Origin of the sequence: Butyrivibrio sp. LB2008 (genome assembly GCF_000621565.1) — a bacterium.
Taxonomy (GTDB): domain Bacteria; phylum Bacillota; class Clostridia; order Lachnospirales; family Lachnospiraceae; genus Butyrivibrio.
The window spans coordinates 362,879-387,037 of the sequence record NZ_KK211305.1; the positions used below are offsets into that span (position 1 = coordinate 362,879).

At 40.7% G+C, this 24,159-nt stretch carries 18 protein-coding genes; 14 read left to right on the forward strand and 4 right to left on the reverse strand.

The window, feature by feature from the left end; all coding sequences use genetic code 11:
* Window positions 1-146 precede the first annotated feature (146 nt).
* The gene (locus T356_RS0111655) at window positions 147-2,600 is read right to left on the reverse strand and encodes a GH36-type glycosyl hydrolase domain-containing protein (protein WP_026514627.1); all 2,454 of its coding nucleotides are present in this window, start codon (window positions 2,598-2,600) and stop codon (window positions 147-149) included.
* A gap of 376 nt (window positions 2,601-2,976) precedes the next feature.
* Here T356_RS0111655 and T356_RS0111660 point away from each other — a divergent pair, with 376 nt between their 5' ends.
* The 4 genes from T356_RS0111660 to T356_RS0111675 all read left to right on the forward strand — a co-directional run bounded on the left by T356_RS0111660 (window position 2,977) and on the right by T356_RS0111675 (window position 7,367).
* The gene (locus T356_RS0111660) at window positions 2,977-4,002 is read left to right on the forward strand and encodes a LacI family DNA-binding transcriptional regulator (RefSeq protein ID WP_035781007.1); all 1,026 of its coding nucleotides are present in this window, start codon (window positions 2,977-2,979) and stop codon (window positions 4,000-4,002) included.
* Between the two features lie 71 nt (window positions 4,003-4,073).
* The gene (locus tag T356_RS0111665) at window positions 4,074-5,465 is read left to right on the forward strand and encodes an ABC transporter substrate-binding protein (RefSeq protein ID WP_026514629.1); all 1,392 of its coding nucleotides are present in this window, start codon (window positions 4,074-4,076) and stop codon (window positions 5,463-5,465) included.
* A gap of 102 nt (window positions 5,466-5,567) precedes the next feature.
* Window positions 5,568-6,476: a carbohydrate ABC transporter permease gene (locus T356_RS0111670; protein ID WP_026514630.1), complete on the forward strand. Its 909-nt coding sequence runs from the start codon at window positions 5,568-5,570 to the stop codon at window positions 6,474-6,476.
* 36 nt (window positions 6,477-6,512) lie between these two features.
* Window positions 6,513-7,367, forward strand: a complete 855-nt coding sequence (locus tag T356_RS0111675; RefSeq protein ID WP_026514631.1) for an ABC transporter permease subunit — start codon at window positions 6,513-6,515, stop codon at window positions 7,365-7,367.
* A gap of 757 nt (window positions 7,368-8,124) precedes the next feature.
* On the opposite strand, the gene T356_RS19305 is transcribed toward T356_RS0111675, so the two are convergent.
* Both T356_RS19305 and T356_RS0111690 read right to left on the reverse strand, forming a co-directional pair.
* Complete coding sequence (locus T356_RS19305; protein ID WP_051563400.1) at window positions 8,125-9,060, reverse strand: UbiA prenyltransferase family protein; 936 nt, start codon at window positions 9,058-9,060, stop codon at window positions 8,125-8,127.
* Between the two features lie 23 nt (window positions 9,061-9,083).
* Window positions 9,084-10,847 (reverse strand): DUF6044 family protein, encoded by a 1,764-nt coding sequence (locus T356_RS0111690; RefSeq protein WP_026514633.1) that lies wholly within the window; start codon window positions 10,845-10,847, stop codon window positions 9,084-9,086.
* A gap of 293 nt (window positions 10,848-11,140) precedes the next feature.
* Between T356_RS0111690 and T356_RS0111695 the strand changes: the two genes are divergently transcribed.
* From T356_RS0111695 to T356_RS0111705, 3 genes are read left to right on the forward strand one after another with little or no spacing between them, the layout of a single operon-like run.
* Window positions 11,141-11,593, forward strand: a complete 453-nt coding sequence (locus T356_RS0111695; RefSeq protein WP_026514634.1) for an ACT domain-containing protein — start codon at window positions 11,141-11,143, stop codon at window positions 11,591-11,593.
* 21 nt (window positions 11,594-11,614) lie between these two features.
* On the forward strand, window positions 11,615-12,823 hold the full coding sequence (locus tag T356_RS0111700; RefSeq protein ID WP_035781009.1) for a homoserine dehydrogenase: 1,209 nt from the start codon (window positions 11,615-11,617) through the stop codon (window positions 12,821-12,823).
* A gap of 53 nt (window positions 12,824-12,876) precedes the next feature.
* Window positions 12,877-14,196 (forward strand): aspartate kinase, encoded by a 1,320-nt coding sequence (locus T356_RS0111705; protein WP_026514636.1) that lies wholly within the window; start codon window positions 12,877-12,879, stop codon window positions 14,194-14,196.
* On the opposite strand, the gene T356_RS0111710 is transcribed toward T356_RS0111705, so the two are convergent.
* Complete coding sequence (locus T356_RS0111710; protein WP_026514637.1) at window positions 14,183-14,983, reverse strand: hypothetical protein; 801 nt, start codon at window positions 14,981-14,983, stop codon at window positions 14,183-14,185. The two genes, T356_RS0111705 and T356_RS0111710, sit on opposite strands and share 14 nt — an antisense overlap.
* A gap of 209 nt (window positions 14,984-15,192) precedes the next feature.
* On the opposite strand from T356_RS0111710, the gene T356_RS0111715 reads away from it, so the two are divergent.
* The 7 genes from T356_RS0111715 (at window position 15,193) to T356_RS0111745 (ending at window position 24,127) form a co-directional block, all read left to right on the forward strand.
* On the forward strand, window positions 15,193-15,708 hold the full coding sequence (locus T356_RS0111715) for a DUF6106 family protein (RefSeq protein ID WP_051563401.1): 516 nt from the start codon (window positions 15,193-15,195) through the stop codon (window positions 15,706-15,708).
* An 88-nt stretch (window positions 15,709-15,796) separates the two neighbouring features.
* Complete coding sequence (gene guaB / locus T356_RS0111720) at window positions 15,797-17,254, forward strand: IMP dehydrogenase (protein ID WP_026514639.1); 1,458 nt, start codon at window positions 15,797-15,799, stop codon at window positions 17,252-17,254.
* A 92-nt stretch (window positions 17,255-17,346) separates the two neighbouring features.
* Window positions 17,347-20,055 (forward strand): putative bifunctional diguanylate cyclase/phosphodiesterase, encoded by a 2,709-nt coding sequence (locus T356_RS0111725; protein WP_197020906.1) that lies wholly within the window; start codon window positions 17,347-17,349, stop codon window positions 20,053-20,055.
* A 94-nt stretch (window positions 20,056-20,149) separates the two neighbouring features.
* Window positions 20,150-21,856 (forward strand): glutamine--tRNA ligase/YqeY domain fusion protein, encoded by a 1,707-nt coding sequence (locus T356_RS0111730; protein ID WP_197020907.1) that lies wholly within the window; start codon window positions 20,150-20,152, stop codon window positions 21,854-21,856.
* Window positions 21,857-21,901: 45 nt separating this feature from the next.
* Window positions 21,902-22,756 (forward strand): DUF2225 domain-containing protein, encoded by an 855-nt coding sequence (locus tag T356_RS0111735; protein WP_026514642.1) that lies wholly within the window; start codon window positions 21,902-21,904, stop codon window positions 22,754-22,756.
* A gap of 409 nt (window positions 22,757-23,165) precedes the next feature.
* The gene (locus T356_RS0111740) at window positions 23,166-23,600 is read left to right on the forward strand and encodes a MarR family winged helix-turn-helix transcriptional regulator (RefSeq protein ID WP_026514643.1); all 435 of its coding nucleotides are present in this window, start codon (window positions 23,166-23,168) and stop codon (window positions 23,598-23,600) included.
* Between the two features lie 41 nt (window positions 23,601-23,641).
* The gene (locus T356_RS0111745) at window positions 23,642-24,127 is read left to right on the forward strand and encodes a GNAT family N-acetyltransferase (RefSeq protein WP_026514644.1); all 486 of its coding nucleotides are present in this window, start codon (window positions 23,642-23,644) and stop codon (window positions 24,125-24,127) included.
* The last annotated feature ends 32 nt before the right edge of the window (window positions 24,128-24,159 follow it).

The following is a 24,159-nucleotide window of genomic DNA, read 5'->3' on the forward strand; positions in this document are numbered from 1 at the left end:
ACATATATGGTCGGTTGCGCAACTTTAGGTATGATAAACCCCCGTAAACGCCGAATTTAGCGCTTGCGGGGGCCTAGAAGAATAGGAGTATAATTAGTGCTCACATGGAATGTAAGCAATATAACATAGATGAAACGGAGTGTTTATCATCCCATAACAGCTTCAACTGTGTATTCTTTTACGCCTTCTTCGTAAGGAATGATGTTTCCACTGATTTCTTTTCCGTTTACAGTGAGCTTCTTGATACCTTTCTGAACACCGTTCTGCTTAACGCTGATGTTGTAAGTAGCACCGCGGTATTTTCTGGTGAGAGTGAAATCACCGAAATCTGCAGGTACACAAGGATCGATTGAAAGACCGTTGTGAGTCGGATAAACACCGAGGATGTACTGTGAAATATTTACAAATGTCCATGCAGCGGTTCCTGTAAGCCAGCTGTTCTTGCCCTGGCCGAAGAACTTAGCGTCTCTTCCTGCAACCATCTGTGAATATACATAAGGCTCAGTGCAGTGTACTTCACTGATTTCCTCAATGTAAGCAGGACATGTCTTTTTGTATATCTCGAAAGCTCTCTCGCCATGTCCGAGAACTGTCTCGGCGATAGATACCCAAGGGTTGTTGTGGCAGAAGATACCGCCGTTCTCCTTGTATCCCGGTGGATATGAACTAACTTCACCGAGTTCGAGGTGATATTTTGTATAAGCAGGCTGTAAGATCATTACGCCGTACTTTGTATCAAGTCTTTCTTCAACACTCTTAAGAGCCTTCTCTGCAAGACCTTCTTTTACACCGATTCCTGCAAGAACGCAGAAGCCCTGAGGCTCGATGAAAATCTGGCCTTCTTCACATTCTTTTGAACCAACTTTGTTGGAGTTTGCGTCATAAGCTCTTACGAACCATTCTCCGTCCCAACCTGCTGTGCAAGCTGCATCGTAAACTTTCTTGATTTCTTCTCTTGCTCTCTTTGCTTCTGCATCATCGCCGAGGAGTTCAGCAAGCTGTGCATATTCTTCGCCGTATTTTACGAACATACCTGCGATGAACACAGACTCGGCAACAGGACCTTCTGAAGGACCGAATGTCTGGAATGACTCACCCGGATGCTCTGAGAAGCAGTTGAGGTTGAGACAGTCGTTCCAGTCTGCACGTCCGATAAGAGGAAGACCGTGAGGCCCCTTGTGAGTAGCAGTGAAGTTGAATGAGCACTTAAGGTGATCCATAAGTGTCTTAGCAACGCTCATATCATTATCGAAAGGAACCATTTCTTTCAAAATAGAAAGGTCGCCTGTTTCTCTTACATATGCGCTTGTACCTGCGATGAGCCAGAGCGGATCGTCATTGAAGCCTGATCCGATATCTGAGTTACCCTTCTTTGTAAGAGGCTGGTACTGGTGATAAGCGCTTCCGTCCTGGAACTGAGTAGAAGCGATATCAATGATACGCTGTCTTGCTCTGTCGGGGATAAGGTGTACGAAACCAAGAAGATCCTGACAAGAATCTCTGAATCCCATTCCGCGGCCGATACCTGACTCATAGTAAGAAGCTGATCTTGACATGTTGAATGTAACCATGCACTGATACTGGTTCCAGATATTTACCATGCGGTCAACTTTCTCATTTGAAGAAGATACATGATAGATTCCGAGAAGATTTTTCCAGTAATCGTTAAGCTCAGCGAGAGCCTTGTCGAAAGCTTCCTCTGTCTTGTATGCGTCAAGCATTGCATATGCAGCTTTTTTGTTGATAACGCCGTATGATTCCCACTTGTCATCTTCGGGATTCTCAATATATCCGAGTGTGAAGATGAGTGTCTTGGACTCACCGGGCTTAAGGTCGATGTTGATCTGGTGTGCAGCAATAGGAGACCATCCGCTTGCAACAGAACCTGTGCACTTGCCGGCAGCAACAGCATCAGGGCTGTCGGGACCGTTGTATGCTCCAAGGAAAGCATCTCTGCTTGTGTCGAATCCGTCAACTTTTGTATTTACGCCGTATACTGCGTAGTGATTTCTACGCTCTCTGTACTCTGTCTTGTGGAAAAGAGTAGCTCCGTCATTTGTTACTTCAACTTCACCTGTGCTGAGGTTACGCTGGAAGTTCTTCATATCGTCGTCAGCATTCCACAGACACCATTCTACATATGAAAAAAGAACAAGCTTAGCATTTTCTTTCTTGTTATTAGTGATCGTGATCTTGGAAACTTCACAATTATCATTCATAGGAACGAAAGTTAACACATCGGCTTTGATATCTGATTTTGATGATGAAAACTTGCTATAACCTAATCCGTGACGGCACTCGTAGCTGTCAAGAGTTGTCTTTACAGGCTGCCATCCGGGATTCCAGATAACTTCATTTGCCTTATCTGTTTCATCCTTAATATAGAAGTATTTACCGTTGTTATCATAAGGCACATTATTATAACGATATCTCGTAAGTCTTAAGAGCTTAGCATCCTTATAAAAAGTATATCCGCCGCAAGTATTTGATATTAATGAGAAGAATTCCTTATTTCCAAGGTAGTTGATCCAAGGAAGAGGAGTCTTTGGTGTAGTGATGACGTATTCACATGCATTGTCATCAAAATAGCCGAATTTCATAGAATATAACCTCCGTTCACTTAAACGTTTAAGATAATTACTAGAGACATTATATATGGGAAAGGGGTATATTGCAACACAAAATATCACAAATAATATTGCGCGCAAACCGTTGTTCCATGCGCGTTTCAGAGATAACACGCATGAAAAGCCCCGATGCGCAAGGGGATAAATGATATTTCGAAAACGTTTTACTAACTTATTAACAAGATATAACTAAAATCAGAATAATATATGAAAAGTGAGGCCGGATTTTGTAAAAAACAAACAAAGATATATAATATGCACAAAAAACACAAAATTTTTATTGCTTATAAAGTCATTATGATGTATATTTATCGTGCGAAAACGATTAAGTTCAAAGGTATTTATTGATATGGCAAAGCGTAATGTTTCATTAAAGGATATATCCATTGCCTGCGGCGTGTCCATTGCTACAGTGTCTAAGGCACTAAATGACCACAGCGATATAGGGCAGGAGACCAAGGAACATGTACGGGCAGTTGCAGCTAAGCTTGGTTATCGTCCAAACGCTGCTGCACAGGCTTTAAAGACAAACAGAACCAACAATATCGGAGTTTTGTTTGTTGATGAGGCAAACAGCGGTCTTACTCATGATTATTTCAATCATGTACTGAACAGTTTCAAGAAAACTGCGGAGGAAAATGGGTTTGATATAACCTTCATCAATGGAGGTAAGGCAAGAATCAATAATATGTCTTATTTATCGCATGCGATATACAGAGGCTTCGACGGAGTGGTTATTGCATGTATGGACTTTTCGGATCCGGAAGTTGAGGAACTTATTAAAAGTAATATACCGGTCGTTACGATCGATCATATCTTTTATAACAGGACGTCAGTCGTATCCGATAATGTCAACGGAATGAGAGAGCTTGTGACTTATGTTTACAAGCAGGGACACAGAAAAGTGGCGTATGTACACGGTGCCAGTTCATCCGTTACACAGAACAGACTGACAAGTTTTTACAAAACACTTCAGGAATTGGGAGTGGAGATTCCGGATGAATATGTGGTTGTTTCTCCTTACAGAGATACAGATGCCGCATATGAGGCAACAAAAAAGTTACTGGATTTGAAAGAACCGCCTACATGTATTCTTTATCCTGATGATTTTGCAGCTCTTGGCGGAATAAATGCCATAAGGCAGAGAAATCTCAGAATACCGGAAGATATTTCGATAGCCGGATATGACGGACTGGAGTTGGCCAAGCGTCTTTCTCCTAGACTTACAACTGTAACACAGAATTCTGAGAAGATTGGTGAGATAGCTGCTTCTAAACTTATAGACCTTATCAATAATCCAAAGGGGACATTGGTAGAGCAGATTGTGGTTGAAGGAACTCTTGAACCCGGGGAGTCTGTGAGAAAGATACAGTAAGATTTGAGATGGTATATCCATTTTAAATACACACAACAATTATCTAACGCAAAAGAATGGGAGGTACGGTTATGAAGAAAAAAGTACTTGGGTTACTTCTTTCTACAACAATGTTAGCAGGAATGCTTACAGCTTGCGGCGGAAACAACAATTCCGGAGCAGCTACAACAGATACAAGCTCTGCTGACGGAGCTGCAGCAACAACTGCAGCAGCAGGAGATGAGGGTAAAGTCCTCAACATTTATTGCTGGAATGATGAGTTCCAGAGAAGAGTAAAGGATCACTATCCCGGATATACTGAGACTGATGCTACATCAGGAACAATCGGTGATGTTACTGTAAAGTGGAATATCACACCTAACCAGGATAACGCTTATCAGAACAACCTTGATGAAGCTCTTCTTAAGCAGGGCGATGCATCAGCAGATGATAAGATCGATATTTTCCTTGTAGAAGCTGACTACGCACTTAAGTATGTAGATGCAGATGTTACAGTACCTGTTGCCGATCTTGGTATCACAGATGCTGACATTGCAAATCAGTACAAGTATACACAGGATGTTATGACAGATTCTAACGGAGCACTTAAGGGACTTTCATGGCAGGGATGCCCCGGTGTACTTATTTACAACCGTGAGGCTGCTAAAGAAGTTCTTGGATCAGATGATCCTGCAGAAGTTCAGAAGTCTGTAGCAGATTGGGATACATTCCTTAAGACTGCTGAGCAGATGAAGGCTAAGGGATACAGCATGACAGCAACAACTAACGATGCTTATCGTGTATTCTCAAACAACGTATCCGGTAAGTGGGTACAGAACGGTAAGGTTGTAGTTGATCCCAGCATCATGAAATGGGTTGAGATGTCAAAGGCTATGGTTGATGCCGGCGAAGTTGGATCAACATCAGATCTTTGGAGCGATGACTGGAGCAAGGGATTCTATCCTGACGGAAAAGTATTCTGCTACTTTGGACCCGCTTGGATGATCAACTTCTCAATGGCAGCTGACAAAGAAGGTTCAATCGCTAATGCAGGCGGTTGGGGAGCAACAGAGGGACCTCAGGGATTCTTCTGGGGCGGAACATGGATCTGCGCTGCAGCAGGTACAGACAATGCTTCACTTGTAGCTGACATCATGAAGCAGCTCACAACAAACAAGGATATCATGCTTGATATCGTTTCAGCTGACAGTGACTTCGTAAACAACAAGCCTGCTATGGAAGAAGCAGCAACTAAGGACGAGTTTGCATTTGCTCCCCTTGGTGGACAGAACCCTCTTGCAATGTTCTGCAACGGTGCTGAGAAGTGCGATCTTTCTAACCAGTGCGAATATGATCAGGGATGTAACGAAGAGTTCCAGAAAGCTATGAAGAACTACTTTGACGGAAACGCTTCACTTGACGATGCACTTGCAATGTTCAATTCTGCAATCGTTGAGAAGTATCCTGATGTTACAGCAGAGTAATCTGTGAATAGTTTTTAGTTTTTGATTTAGATTTAGTTTTAAAATTGTGGAGCGCATTGTTATCAATGCGCTCCGCAAATAGAGAAAAGAAGGGTAACGGGTATGAAAAAGAATAGTAAAGTAGTCAGCTATAATAAGTGGGGCTACATTTTCCTTATTCCGTTCGTGTTAGTTTATCTGGTATTCCAGATGATTCCACTTGTATCCACGATTTATAATTCGTTTTTTGAGAATTACCGCTCTGGTTTAAAACAGATTGGTCCGAATTTTAATGGATTACAGAATTACGTTACAATAATTACAAACGGAGATCTTCCTACATATTTAAAGAATACATTGATAATGTGGATCTTAGGCTTTGTTCCTCAGATTATTCTCTCACTTTTATTGGGAGCATGGTTTACTGATCCGTCACTGAGATTAAAGGCACAGGGCTTTTTTAAAACAGTAATTTATCTTCCTAATCTGATAATGGCCTCAGCATTTGCAATGTTGTTTTTCACATTGTTCTCAAATTCAGGCCCTATCAATTCGATTTTGGTACAAATCGGAGTATTGGAAACACCTTATCAGTTCATGGCACACATTTGGTCAGTACGTGGCTTGGTTGCTTTTATGAACTGCCTTATGTGGTTTGGAAATACGACAATTCTTTTGATGGCCGGAATGATGGGTATTGACCCTTCACTTTTCGAAGCAGCACAGGTTGACGGTGCTACAGCCACTCAAATTTTTTATAAAGTTACATTGCCTTTGTTAAAACCGATCCTTATTTATGTTATGATTACATCATTGATCGGTGGACTCCAGATGTTTGATGTACCTCAGATCCTGACAAATGGTACCGGTGATCCGATGAGATCTTCAATGACCTTGATCATGTATCTTAACAAGCATCTTTTCAGCAAGAACTATGGTCTTGGTGGTGCACTTTCGGTATTTATGTTTATTATTACCGGTATACTCAGCATGGTTGTATTTAAGTTTACAACAGGCGAGGACAAGGATTGATTTGGAGGCAGAACAATGGATGAAAAAAGAATTGCGATGGCCGGGCAGAGTGATGCCGGCGCATCAGTTCACGTAAGACGCGTGATTGCATATATAGTGTTGGTATTGATAACATTTATCTGCCTTTTCTGGTTCTATGTTTTATTTATAAATTCAACCAGATCTAACGCAGATCTTACAAGAGGTTTCAGACCTTATCCGGGAAATTTCCTTTGGACAAACTGGACAAATCTCTTGCATGGAACATTACCTATATTTAATGGCTTGATTAATTCTCTGATTATTGCTACACTAACAGCGGCGTTTGCTACATATTTTTCTACAATGACCGCTTATGCGATTCATGCATATGATTTTAAGTTAAAGAAATTTATTTTTACATTTATATTGATGGTTATGATGATTCCTACACAGGTAACTGCACTTGGTTTCTTGCAGCTTATCGGTAAGATGGGATTGGATGATAAGTTTACACCACTTATCGTTCCGGCTATTGCTTCACCTGCAGTATTTTTCTTTATGAAGCAGTACATGGATTCAACACTTCCGCTTTCTCTTGTGGAAGCTGCACGAATCGACGGATCTACAGAGTGGGGCACATTTAATAAGATTGTAGTACCGCTTATGAAACCTGCTATTGCGGTTCAGACAATTTTCAGTTTTGTAACCAGCTGGAATAACTACTTTACTCCGGCACTTGTGCTTCACACAGACAAGAAGAAAACACTTCCTATTCTTATAGCTCAGCTCAGAAGTGCTGACTGGCTTAAGTTTGATATGGGACAGGTATATGTAATGATTGCATTTTCAATCTTCCCTGTCATAGTTGTTTATCTTATATTATCCAGACACATCGTTGGCGGTGTTACACTCGGCGGTGTAAAGGGATAATCTGACTTAGTTATTTACTACTCTTCATCTTGCTTGTCCGCGAGGTGAAGATACTCTTTCCTTTTATAAGCGTTATGGAAGGCCATGGTATTCCCCATACCATGGCCTTTCGCATGCCTAAAATACTGATAGAATGGGAATAGTACCATATTGGCAACACATTTTTTCAGACCGTAGCATTGTGGATAAAGAGAAAAAAAGTGAAAGCTGTTACCAACTCAGAGAGTGAAATAAAAGAAGCGGCTACTGTATAGAAAAATGTGATTATTATATAAAAGCCATATCAATCTCATTAGAAAAGGATTGATATGGCTTTTTATAAATCATCGTTATATTTATGCTTCACTTGCTTGTGGCAAAAGTCACTATTCCAATAATGCCAGTTATCTTAGGGGAAAGAGTCCCTTTTGCTACGTGAATGAATCCATAAATTAAGACTAATGTCAGGGCGCAGAATATAATCTTAGGCATCATTATCCATGCGGTGTTCTCATTGAAAAAAGAATCAGCGTGAAAATATGCATAAGTTGTAGTTCCTTTTATAAATCTGCATGTAAAAAAATCCATGGAAATCATACTCAAACAACGAAATAAAAAAACAGCATAGACAGTAAAAATCACTTTTTCTGCAAGGCTATTAGAATGTAGACAGTATGGCGTGTTCCCCATTTTATCGGCCTTATGGCGCTTTTAAAGAAAAAGTGACTAAAGAGCATGAAGTGATACTCAGCTTAGTCACTTTTTTATTATTACTCTCTTATTGTAAGTGAATTCCTACGAGAGAGCTCGATGTGAGGCTGTGAAGGAAATCAAGGTCTATGCCGGTGAGCGCTATAAAGGCGATAGTTATAACGAATACCAAGAGCATGAGCTTTTTTTCCTTAAAGAGCTTTTCAGGTCTTTGTACTGCCGAATCGGGATTAAATGCCATTGCCATGTAGTAGGAAAATAACATGAATATAAGCGGCATACAAAGCAGATATTCAATGCGATACTTTATCAGGAATATTCCCAGGCAGAATGTTGATATAAGTGAATAGAACTGCGCTGATGCAAGTAGCGTTTTTTCTGTGTACTGTTTGAATGATTGTCTGTAAAGCCCTGCAGTTTCGGGATTGTTTATCATTCTGTATTCTGCAAATCGCTTTGTTGCCATTAGGAATGCACCACCCATCCAATAGCCGATAAGAATGCTTGAAGGCGGGAGAGACGAATTGGTTACAACAAACCATCCCATCATAAGTCTGAGCATGTTGTTTATTGATTCGGAAAGAACATCGAGATAAGGGATGTCTTTTGTTCTAAAGGGTTTTACGTTGTATAAAAAGCCCATCAACAGCAGAATCAGCGATGTTAAAAGAAACAGAGTATCTACAAACAAAGAAAGTATTACGCCTGCAATTATGAGAGCAATATATTCGATGATGACATAAGAAAATTTCATGTTCTCGGTTACTACAGGTCTGTTCTTTTTGGTTGGATGGAACTTGTCATAAGGGGCATCGAGCCATTCGTTTATGACGTAGTTTGCGCTTGCGATCATGCAGGTTGCAAAGAAGCCACATAGCAACTTAAAGATATTGATATCTTTAAACGAGTTATCCGTAAGAAGAAAGGCAATTGCAACTCCCGGCATGATAAAGAAGTTTTTGATCCAGTGATCTGGGCGGGCGATTTTAACGTATTTTTTCATTTTGCATTACATCTCCAAGCTTATTATATTGTATAGACCCATATGGTATATGGGGAGTTTGCATCTGAGTATTTGCCGATGAGTTTAAAGCCTGACTCATCGCTGTTAGAAAATTCTACTCGTGAGAATATGTATTTTCCCTTTAGATTTTCAAATGCCTGTTTATTGATAAGAAGACGCTTGTCTTCAACATCAATCGTTCTTACGGGATTCCAGATGCCGTAATCTGTGCCTGAGAAAATGTAGGCGCGTGCGCCCCAGTCATCGTAGTAGGTACGAGCTTCCTCGGACTCTGCGAGAGAAGGCGCAATCACATTTCTGAATGAATCCTTGTATGACTGATAATAGTAGCTAAGGCACCCGTCCAATGTGGCAATCTCGTTGTAAGACAGGACTGCGGGATGGAAACCGTAAGCTACGCTGTATTCTCCGTTATAACCAATGTCTTTTTTTATCATTTGGAAAAGATCTTTTGAAAAGAAATCGCCGTATGACAGGGTTTCTGATTTCTGTCCTTTCAGAGTTTCCCAAGCATTTACATAGTATGTGTTGAAAAAGTCGTTATATAAGGACTGAGTGCCCATTACGGAGAATAGGACAATTATAGTGACTGCTTTTGGAATAAGCGGTAAAACAGCTTTTAAACGGCTTTTTTCGAGCTCTTTGGTTGCAATATAATCTGAAAGACGTACTACTGCAATAAGAGCCTCTGTGTACCATAAAACAGGATTGAAAAAGATAGTTCTGTTAAACTGCCATCCTTTTAACGGTGGCACCAGTGTCTCAAATAAAGTCCTTACTGCGTGATTGTTGTAAAGACCGTAAACAAAGCAGTTAAAGACTATAAACAGGAAGATAAGGTTAAAAGGGTCTGTAAAAGCGCGCCTTAGCTCTTTTCTCCTGATATGTGTAAGATTGATCGCAATAAATGAAATGACAAATAAAGGAAGTACAACAACCCTGTGCAGATCATCGCAGTGGAAAATGTTATTTACAAAAACATTTAAGATGCTGCGTAAGATCTCGGATGCTGAGAAATCGTCGATTACCATGGTGTCTCTGATCGTTGCCTGTCCCGATGCGAATATCAGCGCAAAGAGCCTGTATTCGATAAGAATGTAGCTTGCGGACAATAGGAGCATCGCAAGCAATATTCTTAAATTTATCTTCTTTTCTTTTACCCAAAGATAGATAAAATAGATAAATATATAGCCTAAGATAAAAGGTCCGAAGAACGTAAAATACGAAAGCGTCGGATATAGGAATGCGAGCAGGTAATATTTCTTTTTTCCGCCGGTCTTAAGTCTTCTTATTATGAATACAAGAAGAGGAAGCGAAGCAAAAGAAAATGAGAATGCCGGATAGAGCGGTAGCAGGCCGTATATGAAGCTGAAAAGTACCACGGCCCATTTGTATCTATTATATCTGTCGCCTAATATATCTTTGGCCAAAAGAACTCCCGAAAAGAGCGCGATGAATATTTTGAGGAAATATCCCGTGATATATGCCGCAAAATTCGGAAGGATCATATAAAGCCAGGAATAAGCATAAAATTCGGAAAGCAGGAAATTTCTGTCGATTCCGCCAAGTAGAGGAATTGTTTTTTCCTGTGCAAAAAAAGCATTATTATCTTTTAGTAATTTGTAATCAGTTATGTGAATGTCCAGATTGTCATGGACTCCGATGTAGGAGTGGCTTTCGCCTGCGATTAGAAAAATGGCGAGTTGGATGAGCAATATGCCGAACACAACCATGAAGTACCAATTCTTTAAAAGAGCTTTTTTCATTTTTTACTCCGAAAATCAATATTTATGCGAACAATGAGAAAGTATAGCATAATTTCCCTACTCATAGGCTGTCTGCGGGCACCTTTCACAGTTTTTTCGAAATTTCCGATTGACCGTCGCTTTTTTTAGCTAATATCGAAGGTTTGGCATGATTACCAAAGAGAGCTTAGGTGGTGGGAGTTTTTTTGGCAAAAATAAGCCTTGCCTTCAGAACTTTAGCATGCTAAACTCTTTACGTCGCACACAAATGTCCGTAGCAGAAAAACAGGGTGTTATAAATGCGGAGGTTAGGGATGCAGCAGGACACAGGATACTACGTTATTAGGAAACAGGCGGTTCCGGAAGTGCTGCTTAAGGTTGTGGAAGCCAAGAAACTCTTGGAATCAGGCAAGGTTAAGACAGTAAATGAAGCGTCTGCAATGCTCGGTATTAGCCGCAGCTCTTTTTATAAATATAAGGAAGATATATACGAGTTTCACGATTCTTTACAGGGAACAACATTTACGTTGACTTTCCAGATGAATGATGAGGTTGGTCTTTTATCATATGTTTTGAATCTTATTGCGGATTTCGGAGCAAATATTTTGACAATACACCAGTCTATCCCGCTTAACGGTGTGGCGTCGATCTCCATTACGATTCAGGTGCTTGAGGCAACCAAGGATATAATGGAGATGATTTCCATTATGGAAGGCAAGGAAGGAATACATAAGGTGCACATAACGGGTAGAAGTGCAACTTATTAAAAATTTTTTTTGGAGGATGAAATGGCAAAAGTAGCGGTTTTAGGGTACGGAACAGTAGGAAGCGGAGTTGTTGATGTTCTTGATACAAATGCGGCAGAAGTTGCGAATAGCGCAGGAGAAGCTGTAGAAGTAAAGTATATCTTGGACCTCAGAGATTTTCCCGGTGATAAGCACGAGAAACAGGTTGTGCATGATTTTGATATAATACTTAACGATCCCGAAGTGGATGTTATTTGCGAGACAATGGGCGGACTTGAGCCGGCGTTCACATTTGAGAAAAAAGCTCTCGAGAGCGGAAAGAGTGTATGCACATCAAATAAAGAGCTTGTAGCTGCACACGGACCTGAACTTGTAGAGATAGCAAAGAAGAACGGCGTAAGTTATCTTTTTGAAGCAAGTGTAGGCGGTGGTATTCCTGTTCTCAGAAGCATTAACGATTCACTTAAGCATGAGAAGATTGATGCGATCACAGGTATCCTGAACGGAACTACAAACTATATTCTCACCAAGATGGATAAAGAAGGAATTGGTTTTGCAACAGTTCTTAAGCAGGCACAGGACAAGGGATATGCCGAGAGAAATCCGGAAGCCGATATCGAAGGATATGACGCATGCCGCAAGATAGCAATTCTTTCAAGCCTCATGAGCGGCGAGCATGTAAACTATGAGGATATTTATACTGAAGGAATCACCAAGATAAGCATTGAAGATTTTGCTTATGCAAAGAGCCTCAACATGGCGATAAAGCTTCTTGGAATGTGCAAAAAGAATGAAAGCGGATTCTTTACTATAGTTGCTCCTTTCATGATTCCTCTTGAGAATCCTCTTGCGAACGTAAACGGAGTGTTCAACGCAATCGATGTTCACGGAAACATGCTCGGAGATGTTATGTTCTACGGAAAAGGTGCAGGAAAGAGCGCTACAGCTAGTGCTGTTGTTGCAGATGTTGTTGATATACTCAAGCACAAAGATAAGCACATCGAAGTAAACATGAATTCCAAGAAGGCTGTTCTTACATCCAAGGACAATGCGGTTCGCAAGTTCTTTGTAAGAGTTACAGACAATCTCGAGGATCAGGCAAAAGAGCTTTTTGGAAATAAGATCGAAGTTATAAGGTGTGATGAAGTGAGCGGTGAGTTTGCATTCGTTACAGATCTCATTTCTGAGAAAGACTTTGAAGAGAAGCTTTGGAAGTTTGACAGCGTAAAGGGATATATCAGACTTTATTAAGAAGAATACAGATAAGTTTTTATAAAAATACAAATAAAGAGGGTTTGATTGTTATGAAGAAGGTAGTTAAATTTGGCGGAAGTTCTCTTGCAAGTGCAGAGCAGTTTATGAAAGTCGGTGACATTATCAAAGCAGATCCCGACCGCGTATATGTTGTTCCTTCCGCTCCCGGAAAGAGAGATTCCAAGGATACAAAGGTAACCGATATGCTCTACAAGACATATGCTCTTGCTGAAGCAAAGAAGGATTTCTCTGAGCAGCTTGCTGCGATCAAGGCAAGATATGACGAGATCATCGACGGCCTTAAGCTTAAACTTGATCTTTCCGATGAGTTTAAGACAATCGAGAAGAATTTCAAGGCTCTTGCGGGCAATGATTATGCTGCAAGCCGCGGTGAGTATCTTAACGGAATAATCATGGCAAACTATCTTGGCTATGAGTTCATCGATTCCGCAACTGTAGTTGTATTTGATAAGAACGGTGAATTTGACGGAGAGAAGACAAACAAGCTTATGTCAAAGAAACTTGAGAAAACTCCCAAGGCTGTTATTCCCGGTTTCTACGGCGCATATCCTGACGGAAGCATCAAGACATTCTCAAGAGGCGGTTCCGATATAACAGGCTCAATCGTTTCAAGAGCTATCAAGGCTGATGTATATGAGAACTGGACTGACGTTTCAGGATTCCTTGTTGCAGATCCCAGAATCATTGACAAGCCGCCGCACATTGAGACTATCACATACACAGAGCTTCGAGAGCTTGCATACATGGGTGCTTCTGTTCTTCACGAAGATGCGATCTTCCCTGTAAGAAAAGAAGGTATTCCGATCAATATCAGAAATACAAATAAACCTGAAGATCCCGGAACATGGATCGTTGAGTCTACAGCAAAGAAGTCTAAGTATGTTATTACCGGTATTGCCGGAAAGAAGGGATTCTGCTGTGTAAACATTCTGAAGGATCAGATGAATTCAGAGATTGGATTTGTAAGAAAGGTACTTCAGGCATTTGAAGATCAGCAGATCTCAATTGAGCATGTACCTTCGGGAATTGATACTATGACAGTGTTTGTTCAGGAAGATGAGTTTATCGAGAAAGAGCAGGCTGTTGTATCTGAGATCCACAGACTTGCACATCCCGATATGCTTGAGATTGAATCAGATCTTGCCCTCATCGCAGTCGTTGGACGCGGAATGAAGTCTACAAGAGGAACAGCGGGAAGAATATTCTCAGCACTTGCTCATGCCAGTGTTAACGTAAGAATGATCGACCAGGGTTCTTCCGAGCTTAACATCATCATCGGTGTAGACGCTCGTGACTTTGAGAAGGCAATCCGTTCAATATATGATATCTTTGTAACTACTCAGTTCTGACATAATCTATAAATTTTACGGCAGCATCGGTTCTTTGGGAATTGCCTATAATTCCTATAACCGATGTCTTGCCCGGATATAATCCGGTCTTTTCGTAGGCTTTGGAATTAGTAATGATAATGCCTACGGGGATCGGATTTTTCATTTCTTCTTTAGGAAGATTGGTATAGTTACCGGTCTTGTCGGCAGCTGCGCTGATAACCGCATATTTGTTATTCTTATCATATTCTCCGCTCGAGAGATAATCCTGATATTCGTCGGAAGCGATATATTCCATATATCCCCTATCCATATAGAGGACTTTATCGCCCATGTCTTCAAGCTCTTTTTCCGAATATACTGTGGAAAGATCGAGAAAAACATCCTGGCCCGCATACTGGAAGAAGTAGTTGAAGTCTGCGCTGAAAATGTCGAGTTCTTTTGCTGCAATATGTGCCATAATCTTCTGTGATGATGCAACGGTCATTTCATCTATATTGTCTTTGTCGATGCCGGCTGTGGTGTCCACTACGCAAGCGTATTCATTGGGATCGACGCCGATGCTTTCCATAAAGTCATCACCTATCGTATCTTCAAAAGAAGTGGGAGTTGAGTTTACAAGTATCGCATTGAGATAAGTGTTTTTCTCGGTAATTATGTTTTTTACTCCCGAAATAATAAAAATAAGAGCAACGACTACGGTTAAAACGTGGAATTTGTGATACTCCCAAAAATAATCCCATTTTTCTTTAAAATCTTTATCTTTCATCTTGTCTTGCTGCTGCTTGACTTCGTCGCGGATTGACATATACATACCTCTCTATTTTTAATAAAATAATGTCTTTTTGTTATTAAAACATATATAATGTAATAAAGCTTGTACATTTATTATGATATAAACGTTATTTAACTATAAGTCAACTGATTAGGCAAAAAAAACTTGAAAGAGAAACGGAAATAATATAAGATAGTCGATAAAATGGCAGATTGCCAAGTCAGAGGAGGATGGATTTTCACATGATCGGTAATGACAATAGTTATGTTGAATGTCTGGTAGTCAGTAAAGCGTCTCCTATTGTTGTTTTTCTTAAGTATTTGTGCTTTGCATTGGCTATATTTTTCTTACTTTCGTCCATTTTGCTGGGCGCGGGTGTCTTTGGTGCATTACTCTTTATTGCGTCAGTTGCAGGTTTTTATTTCGCTAAGCTCAATTCAAACATTGAATTCGAATATCAGTATTGTGACAAAGAGATTTCTATAGATAAGATCCTCGATAAGAGTTCACGTAAACATATCGGTAATTATGAAGTGGAGAAGATGGCTATTATGGCGCCTTCTGAGTCATATCATCTTTCGGATTACAAGAACCAGACTTTCAAGGTGCTTGATTTTTCCGCAAGAAATAAGGATGCCAAGCCAAATCCCACATATACTTTTTATTATGACGGCAAGGAAAAGATAATTTTCGAGCCAAGCAGTGAGCTGGTTGCTGCCGTTAAGGCTGTTGCGCCAAGGAAAGTCTTTACCGACTGATCTTGGGAGCAATGTGTTTTTATAGAGATATTACGGGGCATATCACCGCCTCATAATCATTATTTTTTATAGATTGGAGTTAAGAAAGATGGGACAGATTATAGGTGAAGGAATAACATTTGATGACGTGCTTTTGGTACCTGCGTATTCACAGGTTATACCCGGACAGGTTGACGTGAGTACATGGCTTACCAAGAAGATTAGACTTAACATTCCTATGATGAGTGCGGGAATGGATACAGTTACAGAGCACAGAATGGCGATTGCAATGGCAAGACAGGGTGGTATCGGTATCATCCACAAGAACATGTCTATCGAAGCTCAGGCTGAGGAAGTAGATAAGGTAAAAAGATCTGAGAACGGTGTCATTACAGATCCTTTTTCACTTTCACCCGATCATACACTTGCGGATGCGGATTCTCTTATGGCTAAATTCCGTATTTCAGGTGTTCCCATTACAGAAGGCAGAAAGCTTGTCGGAATCATTACAAACCGTGACCTTAAATTTGAAAAAGATTTCTCACAGAAGATCAAAGATGTAATGACAAGCGAAAATCTCGTTACTGCAAAAGCAGGAATTACACTTGAGGAAGCAAAGAGTATTCTTGCAAAATCCAAGAAAGAAAAACTTCCCATCGTAGATGATGATTATAATCTTGTAGGTCTTATCACAATCAAAGATATTGAGAAGACCATTAAATATCCTCTTGCTGCAAAGGATGATCAGGGCAGACTTCTTTGCGGTGCAGGCGTTGGTATTTCGGCTAACTGCCTCGACCGTGTTGCTGCTCTTGTAGATGCTAAAGTTGACGTTATCGTACTTGATTCCGCACACGGACATTCTGAGAATGTTCTTAAGTGCCTCAGAATGATAAAAGAGAAATTCCCCGATCTTCAGGTTATTGCAGGAAACTGTGCAACAGGAGAGGCTACAAAGGCTCTTATTGAAGCAGGAGCAGATGCTGTAAAGGTAGGTATCGGTCCCGGATCTATCTGTACAACACGTGTAGTTGCAGGTATCGGTGTTCCTCAGGTTACAGCAGTTATGAACTGTTATGCAGTAGCTAAGGAATATGGTGTGCCGATCATTGCAGACGGTGGTATCAAGTATTCAGGAGATATCACAAAGGCTATCGCTGCAGGCGGAAACCTTGTTATGATGGGATCAATCTTCGCAGGATGCGATGAGGCACCCGGTGACTTCGAGCTCTTCCAGGGAAGAAAATATAAGGTATACCGTGGAATGGGTTCAATCTCGGCTATGGAGAACGGTTCAAAGGATCGTTATTTCCAGGAGAATGCAAAGAAGCTTGTTCCTGAAGGCGTTGAAGGTCGTGTAGCATACAAGGGAACAGTAGAAGATACTGTATTCCAGCTTATGGGCGGACTTCGTTCGGGTATGGGATATTGCGGATGTGGAACTATTGAAGAACTCAAAGAGAACGGTAAGTTCATCAAGATGACTTCCGCAGCGCTTCGTGAGTCACATCCTCATGATATTCAGATCACAAAAGAGGCACCTAACTATAGTGTAGATGACCACTAATTTCCTTTTCTTTATTTGATGGGATCTGTTTCTGTCAGATAAAATATAAAAAAGGGATGAGGGGGGATAGCTTGCAAGAGACACTAAATGATATGGACACAAAAATTACTACAAATAAGGGCTCTTCTTCGTCAGTAAGCGGAGCTCTTGGTAGTCTTACGCTTAAATACGCCGGCGAAATGCAATCTTGGCAGGATAAATTTTGTGAGATGGCAGGAGTCTATGCATTTTGTCTTGATGCGGCGGGAATTCCTCTCAGTAATTTTTCCGGAAATCCTCATGAGATAGAAATCATAAGAAAATATGTAACGGAGTCTAGGATAAAGAGCATCTATAAGCGCGTGTCTGAGGGAGATCTCGAAGATCAGGCTGTTGAGATCACAGAGGTTCCCAATCTCAGACTTGCCGCTGTAGCTGTGAAAAATGGCAATACGACTACTGCTGTGTGGATCGTATGTGGTGTATTCACCGATTTTGAATATGACTCCGAGTATTTTCATCTGGAGCCGATAGATTCTTTTGGCTACAAAACTTCAGAGAGCAAATTTTATAAGACTCTGGATATACTGCGGACGACGCTGGATATCCTTATCAACCTGGAAGCATCCAGGTCTAAAGCTGTTGCGGTAAGTGAGGAAAGCAGGCAGCAGGAGCTTGAAATGACCAATTCTTTCAGGCGTGCTGAGACCATGACAGAGATAGTATCTCTTCTCGACAGTGACGATACGATTGAAGAGATAATGGCGGATATACTTAATAAACTCTGTACATATCTCCAGATCAGTAATGGCTTTACATGCAAAGTTCATCACAACAGTCTTATGGATATCGTTGTTCAGTGGACGGTGACCGGCGTTGAAAAGATTTTCCCTGAGACTACGGACAGGGAACTTTGCTGGTTCCTTGGTGGCGAAAAGGCTGTTGTTATATCGAGCGATTCGGCAATGAATGCCGGTGAGCGTGAACAGATAGACAATCTGGGCATTAAGGCGCTTGTTGCAATGCCGGTAATTATCAACGGTTCGGCACTTTTCTATGCGTGCCTTACGGAAAACAGAGAGAACAGGATATGGTCGATCGATGATGTAAAGTTCATCAATGATGCGATACGTGTCCTTCAGACCATAATCACAAAGAGATTACAAAAGAATTCCCTGGCAAGCTCTTTTGCTTCGCTTGAAGCGGTGCTTGATAACGTGGGAAGTGCAATATATGTAAGGGATATCGGAACGGGAGTACTTCTTTTTGCAAACAGAAGCTTTAAGAAGAACTTCAGCAAGGAACTTACGGAGAATGCACTTGTAGATCTTTTTGAGTCGAATATCCCCGCAAAGAGCAGAAGCGGCAATTATGAAGTACATCACAAAGACAGGGAGAAGTGGTACGATGTCTACTACACGAGGATTAAGTGGGTGGACGGACGTCCTGTTTCTTTGTGTGCAATATATGACATAACCGAGAAGAAACTTTATCAAAAGAGAATCGAGCAGCAGGCTTACACGGATTTCCTGACGGGATTGTACAACAGAATGTGCTGTGAGAAAGATCTGGCCAGATATATTGATGAAGCCAGGACAAAGCGTACTCACGGTGCGCTTATGTACCTCGATCTCGATGACTTTAAGCATATCAATGACAGCTTGGGACATCAGTACGGAGATGTACTGCTGCGAGATATATCCAAAGCTATAAGCAGGATTGAGGGAATAACCAATTCCTGTTACAGAATGGGAGGAGATGAGTTTGTCATAATCGTTCCTCCTGAAAGTTTTGAGAGACTTCCCAAGATCATAGAGGAGATCAAGAATACTTTTGCTACACCGTGGTATCTGAAAGACAGCGATTATTACTGCACTATGAGTATGGGTGTTGTAAGATATCCCGATCACGGAGACAATGTATCGGAGCTTATAAGAAAGTCCGACGTTGCCATGTATGAAGCAAAGAAATCCGGTAAAAACAGGATTGCCGAGTATTCCGACAATATAGATTCTTCATCGATACACAGACTCGATCTTGAGAAGAATATGTATGATGCTATTACCAAGAGCTGCAGCGAGTTTGAAGTTTATTTCCAGCCTGTTATAAGTGAACCTATAGACAATAAGAGCGGAAGTAAGCAGTATAAACACGTGGGAGCGGAGGCTCTTGTAAGATGGAACAGCTCAAAGCTTGGCTTCTTGAGCCCTGATGAATTTGTTCCTCTTGCTGAATACTTGGGACTTATTACTCCTATCGGTAATCATGTACTCAGGAAAGCCTGTGAGTGCTGCAGACAGTGGAATGAATCCGGTACGGGCGAATATGCGGTATCGGTAAATCTTTCCGTTGTGCAGATAATGCAGAATGATATTGTTGATGTTATCAGGAAGAACATAGAAGAGAATCATATCAATCCTCATAATCTGGTACTTGAGCTTACAGAGAGGCTTGCTATAAACGATCTTGCCAGGACCAAGCAGACACTCCTAGATATCAAAGCGCTTGGAGTAAGGCTGGCTCTTGATGATTTCGGAACGGGATATTCTGCGCTCAGCAGTATCAGGGCGCTTCCTTTCGACATAATCAAGGTTGATCAGAACTTTGCAAAAGATCTTGCGGAGGATGATTATTCGCAGGCATTTATCCGCATGATGGCAGAGCTTGGAAAAGCGATAAATGCGGAGATCTGCGTAGAAGGTATAGAGACTCAGGCACAGCTTGATGCGCTTAAAGGAATGGGAGTTAAGTACGTTCAGGGCTACTATTACGACAAACCCATGCGCAGAGTGGCCTTCGAGGAAAAGTACGTTTATAATTGAAAATATGTTATTATGGTATAGGCGTCGAAAAAACGGAGCAATTCGTATATCATAATATTATAGTGCAATAAAAAATAAAGGTTAGGATTAAAAAATGGCAGAAGTAATTACAAATACAAGCGAAAATGCTGAGGTGGAAAATACACCTTCCAGACATTTTATAGAGCAGGCTATTGATAAGGATCTTGCAGAGGGTGTTTACGATCACGTATGCACAAGATTTCCTCCCGAGCCTAACGGATTCCTGCATATAGGACATGCCAAGAGTATTCTTCTTAATTACGGAATGGCAAAAGAGTACAACGGCAAGTTCAACATGAGATTTGACGATACCAATCCCACCAAGGAAAGGTCTGAATTTATGGACTCTATCATTGAGGATGTAAAGTGGCTTGGCGCGGATTATGAAGACCGTCTTTTTCATGCTTCCGATTACTTTGATGAGATGTATGAGAATGCCGTAAAGCTTATTAAGAAGGGCAAGGCATATGTTTCTGAGCTTACCGCTGAGGAAATGCGTGAGTACAGAGGAACTCTCACAGAACCCGGTAAGGACGATCCTAACAGAAACAGAAGTGTAGAAGATAACTTAAGACTTTTCGAAGACATGAAGAATGGTAAGGTAGCGGATGGAGCCATGACTCTCAGAGCTAAGATTGACATGTCTTCACCTAATATAAATATGAGAGATCCCATTATCTACAGGGTTGCTCATATGACACATGCACGTACTCAGGATAAATGGTGCATTTATCCTATGTATGACTATGCTCATCCCATTGAGGATGCTATCGAGGGAATAACACATTCTCTTTGCACATTGGAATTTGAGGACCACAGACCTCTTTATGATTGGGTAAAAGAAGAGTGTGGCTACAAGAATCCTCCGCGTCAGATTGAGTTTGCCAAGCTCTATCTCAACAACGTGGTTACAGGAAAAAGATATATCAAGAGACTTGTTGAAGATGGAATAGTAGACGGATGGGACGATCCCAGACTTGTTACTATCGCTGCCTTAAGAAGAAGAGGATTTACTCCCGAGTCTATCAAGATGTTTGTTGATATGTGCGGAATCAGTAAGGCACAGTCAACAGCCGAGTATGCAATGCTTGAGTATTGCATAAGAGAAGATCTTAAGCTCAAGGCTAAGAGAATGCTCGCAGTTCTTAATCCGGTTAAGCTTATAATCGACAACTATCCGGAGAATGAGACAGAGTATCTTGAGATTGAGAATAACAAGGAAGTTCCTGAGATGGGAACAAGAAAGATTCCTTTTGGAAAAGAGCTCTACATTGAGAGAGAAGACTTCATGGAGGAACCTCCTAAGAAGTATTTCCGTCTTTTCCCCGGAAACGAAGTAAGACTTATGAATGCTTACTTTGTAACATGCACGGGCTGTGATAAAGATGAGAACGGTAATGTTATTGCCGTACACTGCACATACGATCCCGAGACTAAGTCAGGAAGCGGATTTAACGCAAGAAAAGTTAAGGGAACAATCCACTGGGTTGCTGCAAAAGAAGCGGTAAATGCAGAAGTTCGTCTTTATGAGAATATAATCGATGAGGAGAAGGGCGTTTATAACGAAGATGGTTCACTCAACCTCAATCCCAACTCCATTACAGTTATAAAAGACGCAAAGCTGGAGCCTGAACTTGCAAATGCCGTAAGCTATGATAAATTCCAGTTTGTCAGAAACGGATTCTTTTGTGTTGACAGCAAGGATTCGAAGCCGGGAGCACCTGTATTTAACAGGATAGTTTCACTTAAGAGTTCTTTCGTTTTGCCTAAGAATAACTAAAAAAATACTGAAGCGTTCAGTGTTTTCAGAAAAGAGGTATTAGAAATGGCTGGTATTTTTTCAGGACTGGAGAAGCTTGGACTCGGAAATATTGACGGAGGAAATCTTTTTGAGGATCCCAATAAGAAGGAAGCCGCTGTCAAGAAAGCAGAGCCTCAGAAAAAGCTTACGCTTGTCAATGAAGAAGATTATCTATTTGACAAGAAATATAAATGTCCAATCTGCGATTCAGACTTTGAGTCAAAGACAGTCCGCACGGGTAAGGTAAGAATGAAATCCGTGGATGTTGATTTAAGACCTGATTATTCGGAAGTGGATCTTACGAAGTATGACATAATAGCTTGTCCCGAATGCGGATATGCGGCATTGGGAAGATATTATACATCGCTTAATAAATATCAGATTGATGATATCAGAAACAAAATCTGCATGAATTACAAGAAGCAGAAATACAATGAGCCTACATACACCTATGAGCATGCGAGAAGTCTCTATCAGCTTGCACTTGCCAATGCGGTTGTAAAGAAAGCAAAGAACAGCGAGAAAGCTTATATCTGTCTTAAGACAGCCTGGGTTATCAGAGGTGAGACCCAGAGGCTCGATCAGAGCGAAGCTGATTATGATAAGAAGAAAAAAGAGAACGACGAGCAGGAACAGGAGCTCCTCAAAAATGCACTGAACGGCTTTGTTATGGCCAGACAGTCCGAAGATTTCCCCATCGCCGGAATGGACTCCACAACTCTTGATTATCTTATCGCAGCACTCGCATACGAGACCGACCAGTTCGATATTGCAACTAAGATGATCTCAGAGCTTCTCACCTCAAGAACTGCAAATAGCCGCATTAAGGACAAGGCAAGAGCACTCAAAGATCTTGTTGCTGCTAAAAAGCAGGGCTAAGAAATGCCTTCGCAGAAGCTTCCATAGACCGGTTGGTGCATATAGCCTATAGGACTGATTTTGGCAGCGATTTCATATTTTGACAATCATGGTATAAAAAAGAGGGATATTTATTCCTCGCTCCATAAACTCGCCCGTGAACGGGCTCAAACAGATGGAGCGAAAGCGGAATAAATAACCCTCTTTTTTTGTGCAAAAACATATTAAAAGTTGCTTTGTTCAATAGATGTAGAAAATAATAGTTGCAAAATGCAATGATTATGTGTAGAATTGGTTTAACAATTTAAAGGAGGAAAGTAAAACTGGAAGAAATATCAAGATGTTAGCAAAGAAGGAGAGTTGCTGTTCTTCAGAAAGGTGCTGTTAAGCAATGGAACTACACTTGTCTTTATTCCTAAGGAGAAGAGGTATGAGTTATACAAAAAAATTTAGAGAAAATATTAGGCAGTTTGAATTTCTTTTAGACAGTGTCAATGAAGAGGATTGTTGTTGCTGTAGCGTAAATAGGCAGCAATGCTTTGCTTTGGTTGAAATAGGAAGGGCTCCAGGAATATCTTTAAAAGAGCTGGCGGATAAAATTCGCACTGATAAAAGTGCGGTTAGTCGAACTGTTGATGATTTGGTAAGAAAAGGTTATGTGGTTCGTAAGCCATCAGAGATCGATAGAAGATATGTGGAATTAAGTCTTACTGAGATGGGTAGTGCCCAATTTGAAAAAATTGAAAAGTCTATGGATGAAAAGTTTTCAAATATCTGCAGTAATATACCGAAAGATAAGCAAAAGCAAGTATTAGAATCGTTGGAGCTAATCAATTTAGCTTTCGAAGCCGCTAATGACTTCTAAGTAACAGAGCAGAAATTTAAAAGGTAAAAAGGGGATTTCTTATGATTAGAGAGATGAGATGTGAAGACTGGAACAGAGTTAAGGACATATACCGGCAGGCATTAGAAAGAGGGATTTCTACATTTAATACTCAGTGTCCATCCTTTGAAGAATGGGATGCATCACATTGTAAAGAATGCAGATATGTGTATGAGGAAAATGGCGTAGTATGTGGTTGGATTACTATTGCGCCTACATCAGGTAGATGTGTTTACAGAGGAGCTGTGGAAGTCAGTGTTTATGTAGATGAAGCTTGGCAGAATAAAGGAATAGGAACAGCTCTTTTATCTCATTTATGTTCTGAAAGCGAAAAGAATGGTTATTGGAGTCTATATTCCGCTATTTTCTCTATAAATGAGAGCAGCATTAAATTACATGAAAAATGTGGCTTTAGAGTTATTGGCACTAGAGAAAAAATAGCAAAAGATAAATATGGAATTTGGCAAGATACAACATTAATGGAAAAAAGAAGCCGAAAGATAGTTTAATGATTTTTCTTGTAATAAAAGTATTGTGATGT

Bases quoted from the DNA above. Each gene is read 5' to 3' on its own strand.
- T356_RS0111695 (WP_026514634.1), top strand. From the start codon at position 11,141: ATGCAGCAGGACACAGGATACTACGTTATTAGGAAACAGGCGGTTCCG.
- guaB (WP_026514639.1), top strand. From the start codon at position 15,797: ATGGGACAGATTATAGGTGAAGGAATAACATTTGATGACGTGCTTTTG.
- T356_RS0111660 (WP_035781007.1), top strand. From the start codon at position 2,977: ATGGCAAAGCGTAATGTTTCATTAAAGGATATATCCATTGCCTGCGGC.
- T356_RS0111725 (WP_197020906.1), top strand. From the start codon at position 17,347: ATGGACACAAAAATTACTACAAATAAGGGCTCTTCTTCGTCAGTAAGC.
- T356_RS0111655 (WP_026514627.1), bottom strand. From the start codon at position 2,600: ATGAAATTCGGCTATTTTGATGACAATGCATGTGAATACGTCATCACT.
- T356_RS0111710 (WP_026514637.1), bottom strand. From the start codon at position 14,983: ATGTCAATCCGCGACGAAGTCAAGCAGCAGCAAGACAAGATGAAAGAT.
- T356_RS0111665 (WP_026514629.1), top strand. From the start codon at position 4,074: ATGAAGAAAAAAGTACTTGGGTTACTTCTTTCTACAACAATGTTAGCA.
- T356_RS0111670 (WP_026514630.1), top strand. From the start codon at position 5,568: ATGAAAAAGAATAGTAAAGTAGTCAGCTATAATAAGTGGGGCTACATT.
- T356_RS0111700 (WP_035781009.1), top strand. From the start codon at position 11,615: ATGGCAAAAGTAGCGGTTTTAGGGTACGGAACAGTAGGAAGCGGAGTT.
- T356_RS0111745 (WP_026514644.1), top strand. From the start codon at position 23,642: ATGATTAGAGAGATGAGATGTGAAGACTGGAACAGAGTTAAGGACATA.
- T356_RS0111735 (WP_026514642.1), top strand. From the start codon at position 21,902: ATGGCTGGTATTTTTTCAGGACTGGAGAAGCTTGGACTCGGAAATATT.
- T356_RS0111715 (WP_051563401.1), top strand. From the start codon at position 15,193: ATGATCGGTAATGACAATAGTTATGTTGAATGTCTGGTAGTCAGTAAA.
- T356_RS19305 (WP_051563400.1), bottom strand. From the start codon at position 9,060: ATGAAAAAATACGTTAAAATCGCCCGCCCAGATCACTGGATCAAAAAC.
- T356_RS0111705 (WP_026514636.1), top strand. From the start codon at position 12,877: ATGAAGAAGGTAGTTAAATTTGGCGGAAGTTCTCTTGCAAGTGCAGAG.
- T356_RS0111675 (WP_026514631.1), top strand. From the start codon at position 6,513: ATGGCCGGGCAGAGTGATGCCGGCGCATCAGTTCACGTAAGACGCGTG.
- T356_RS0111740 (WP_026514643.1), top strand. From the start codon at position 23,166: ATGAGTTATACAAAAAAATTTAGAGAAAATATTAGGCAGTTTGAATTT.
- T356_RS0111690 (WP_026514633.1), bottom strand. From the start codon at position 10,847: ATGAAAAAAGCTCTTTTAAAGAATTGGTACTTCATGGTTGTGTTCGGC.
- T356_RS0111730 (WP_197020907.1), top strand. From the start codon at position 20,150: ATGGCAGAAGTAATTACAAATACAAGCGAAAATGCTGAGGTGGAAAAT.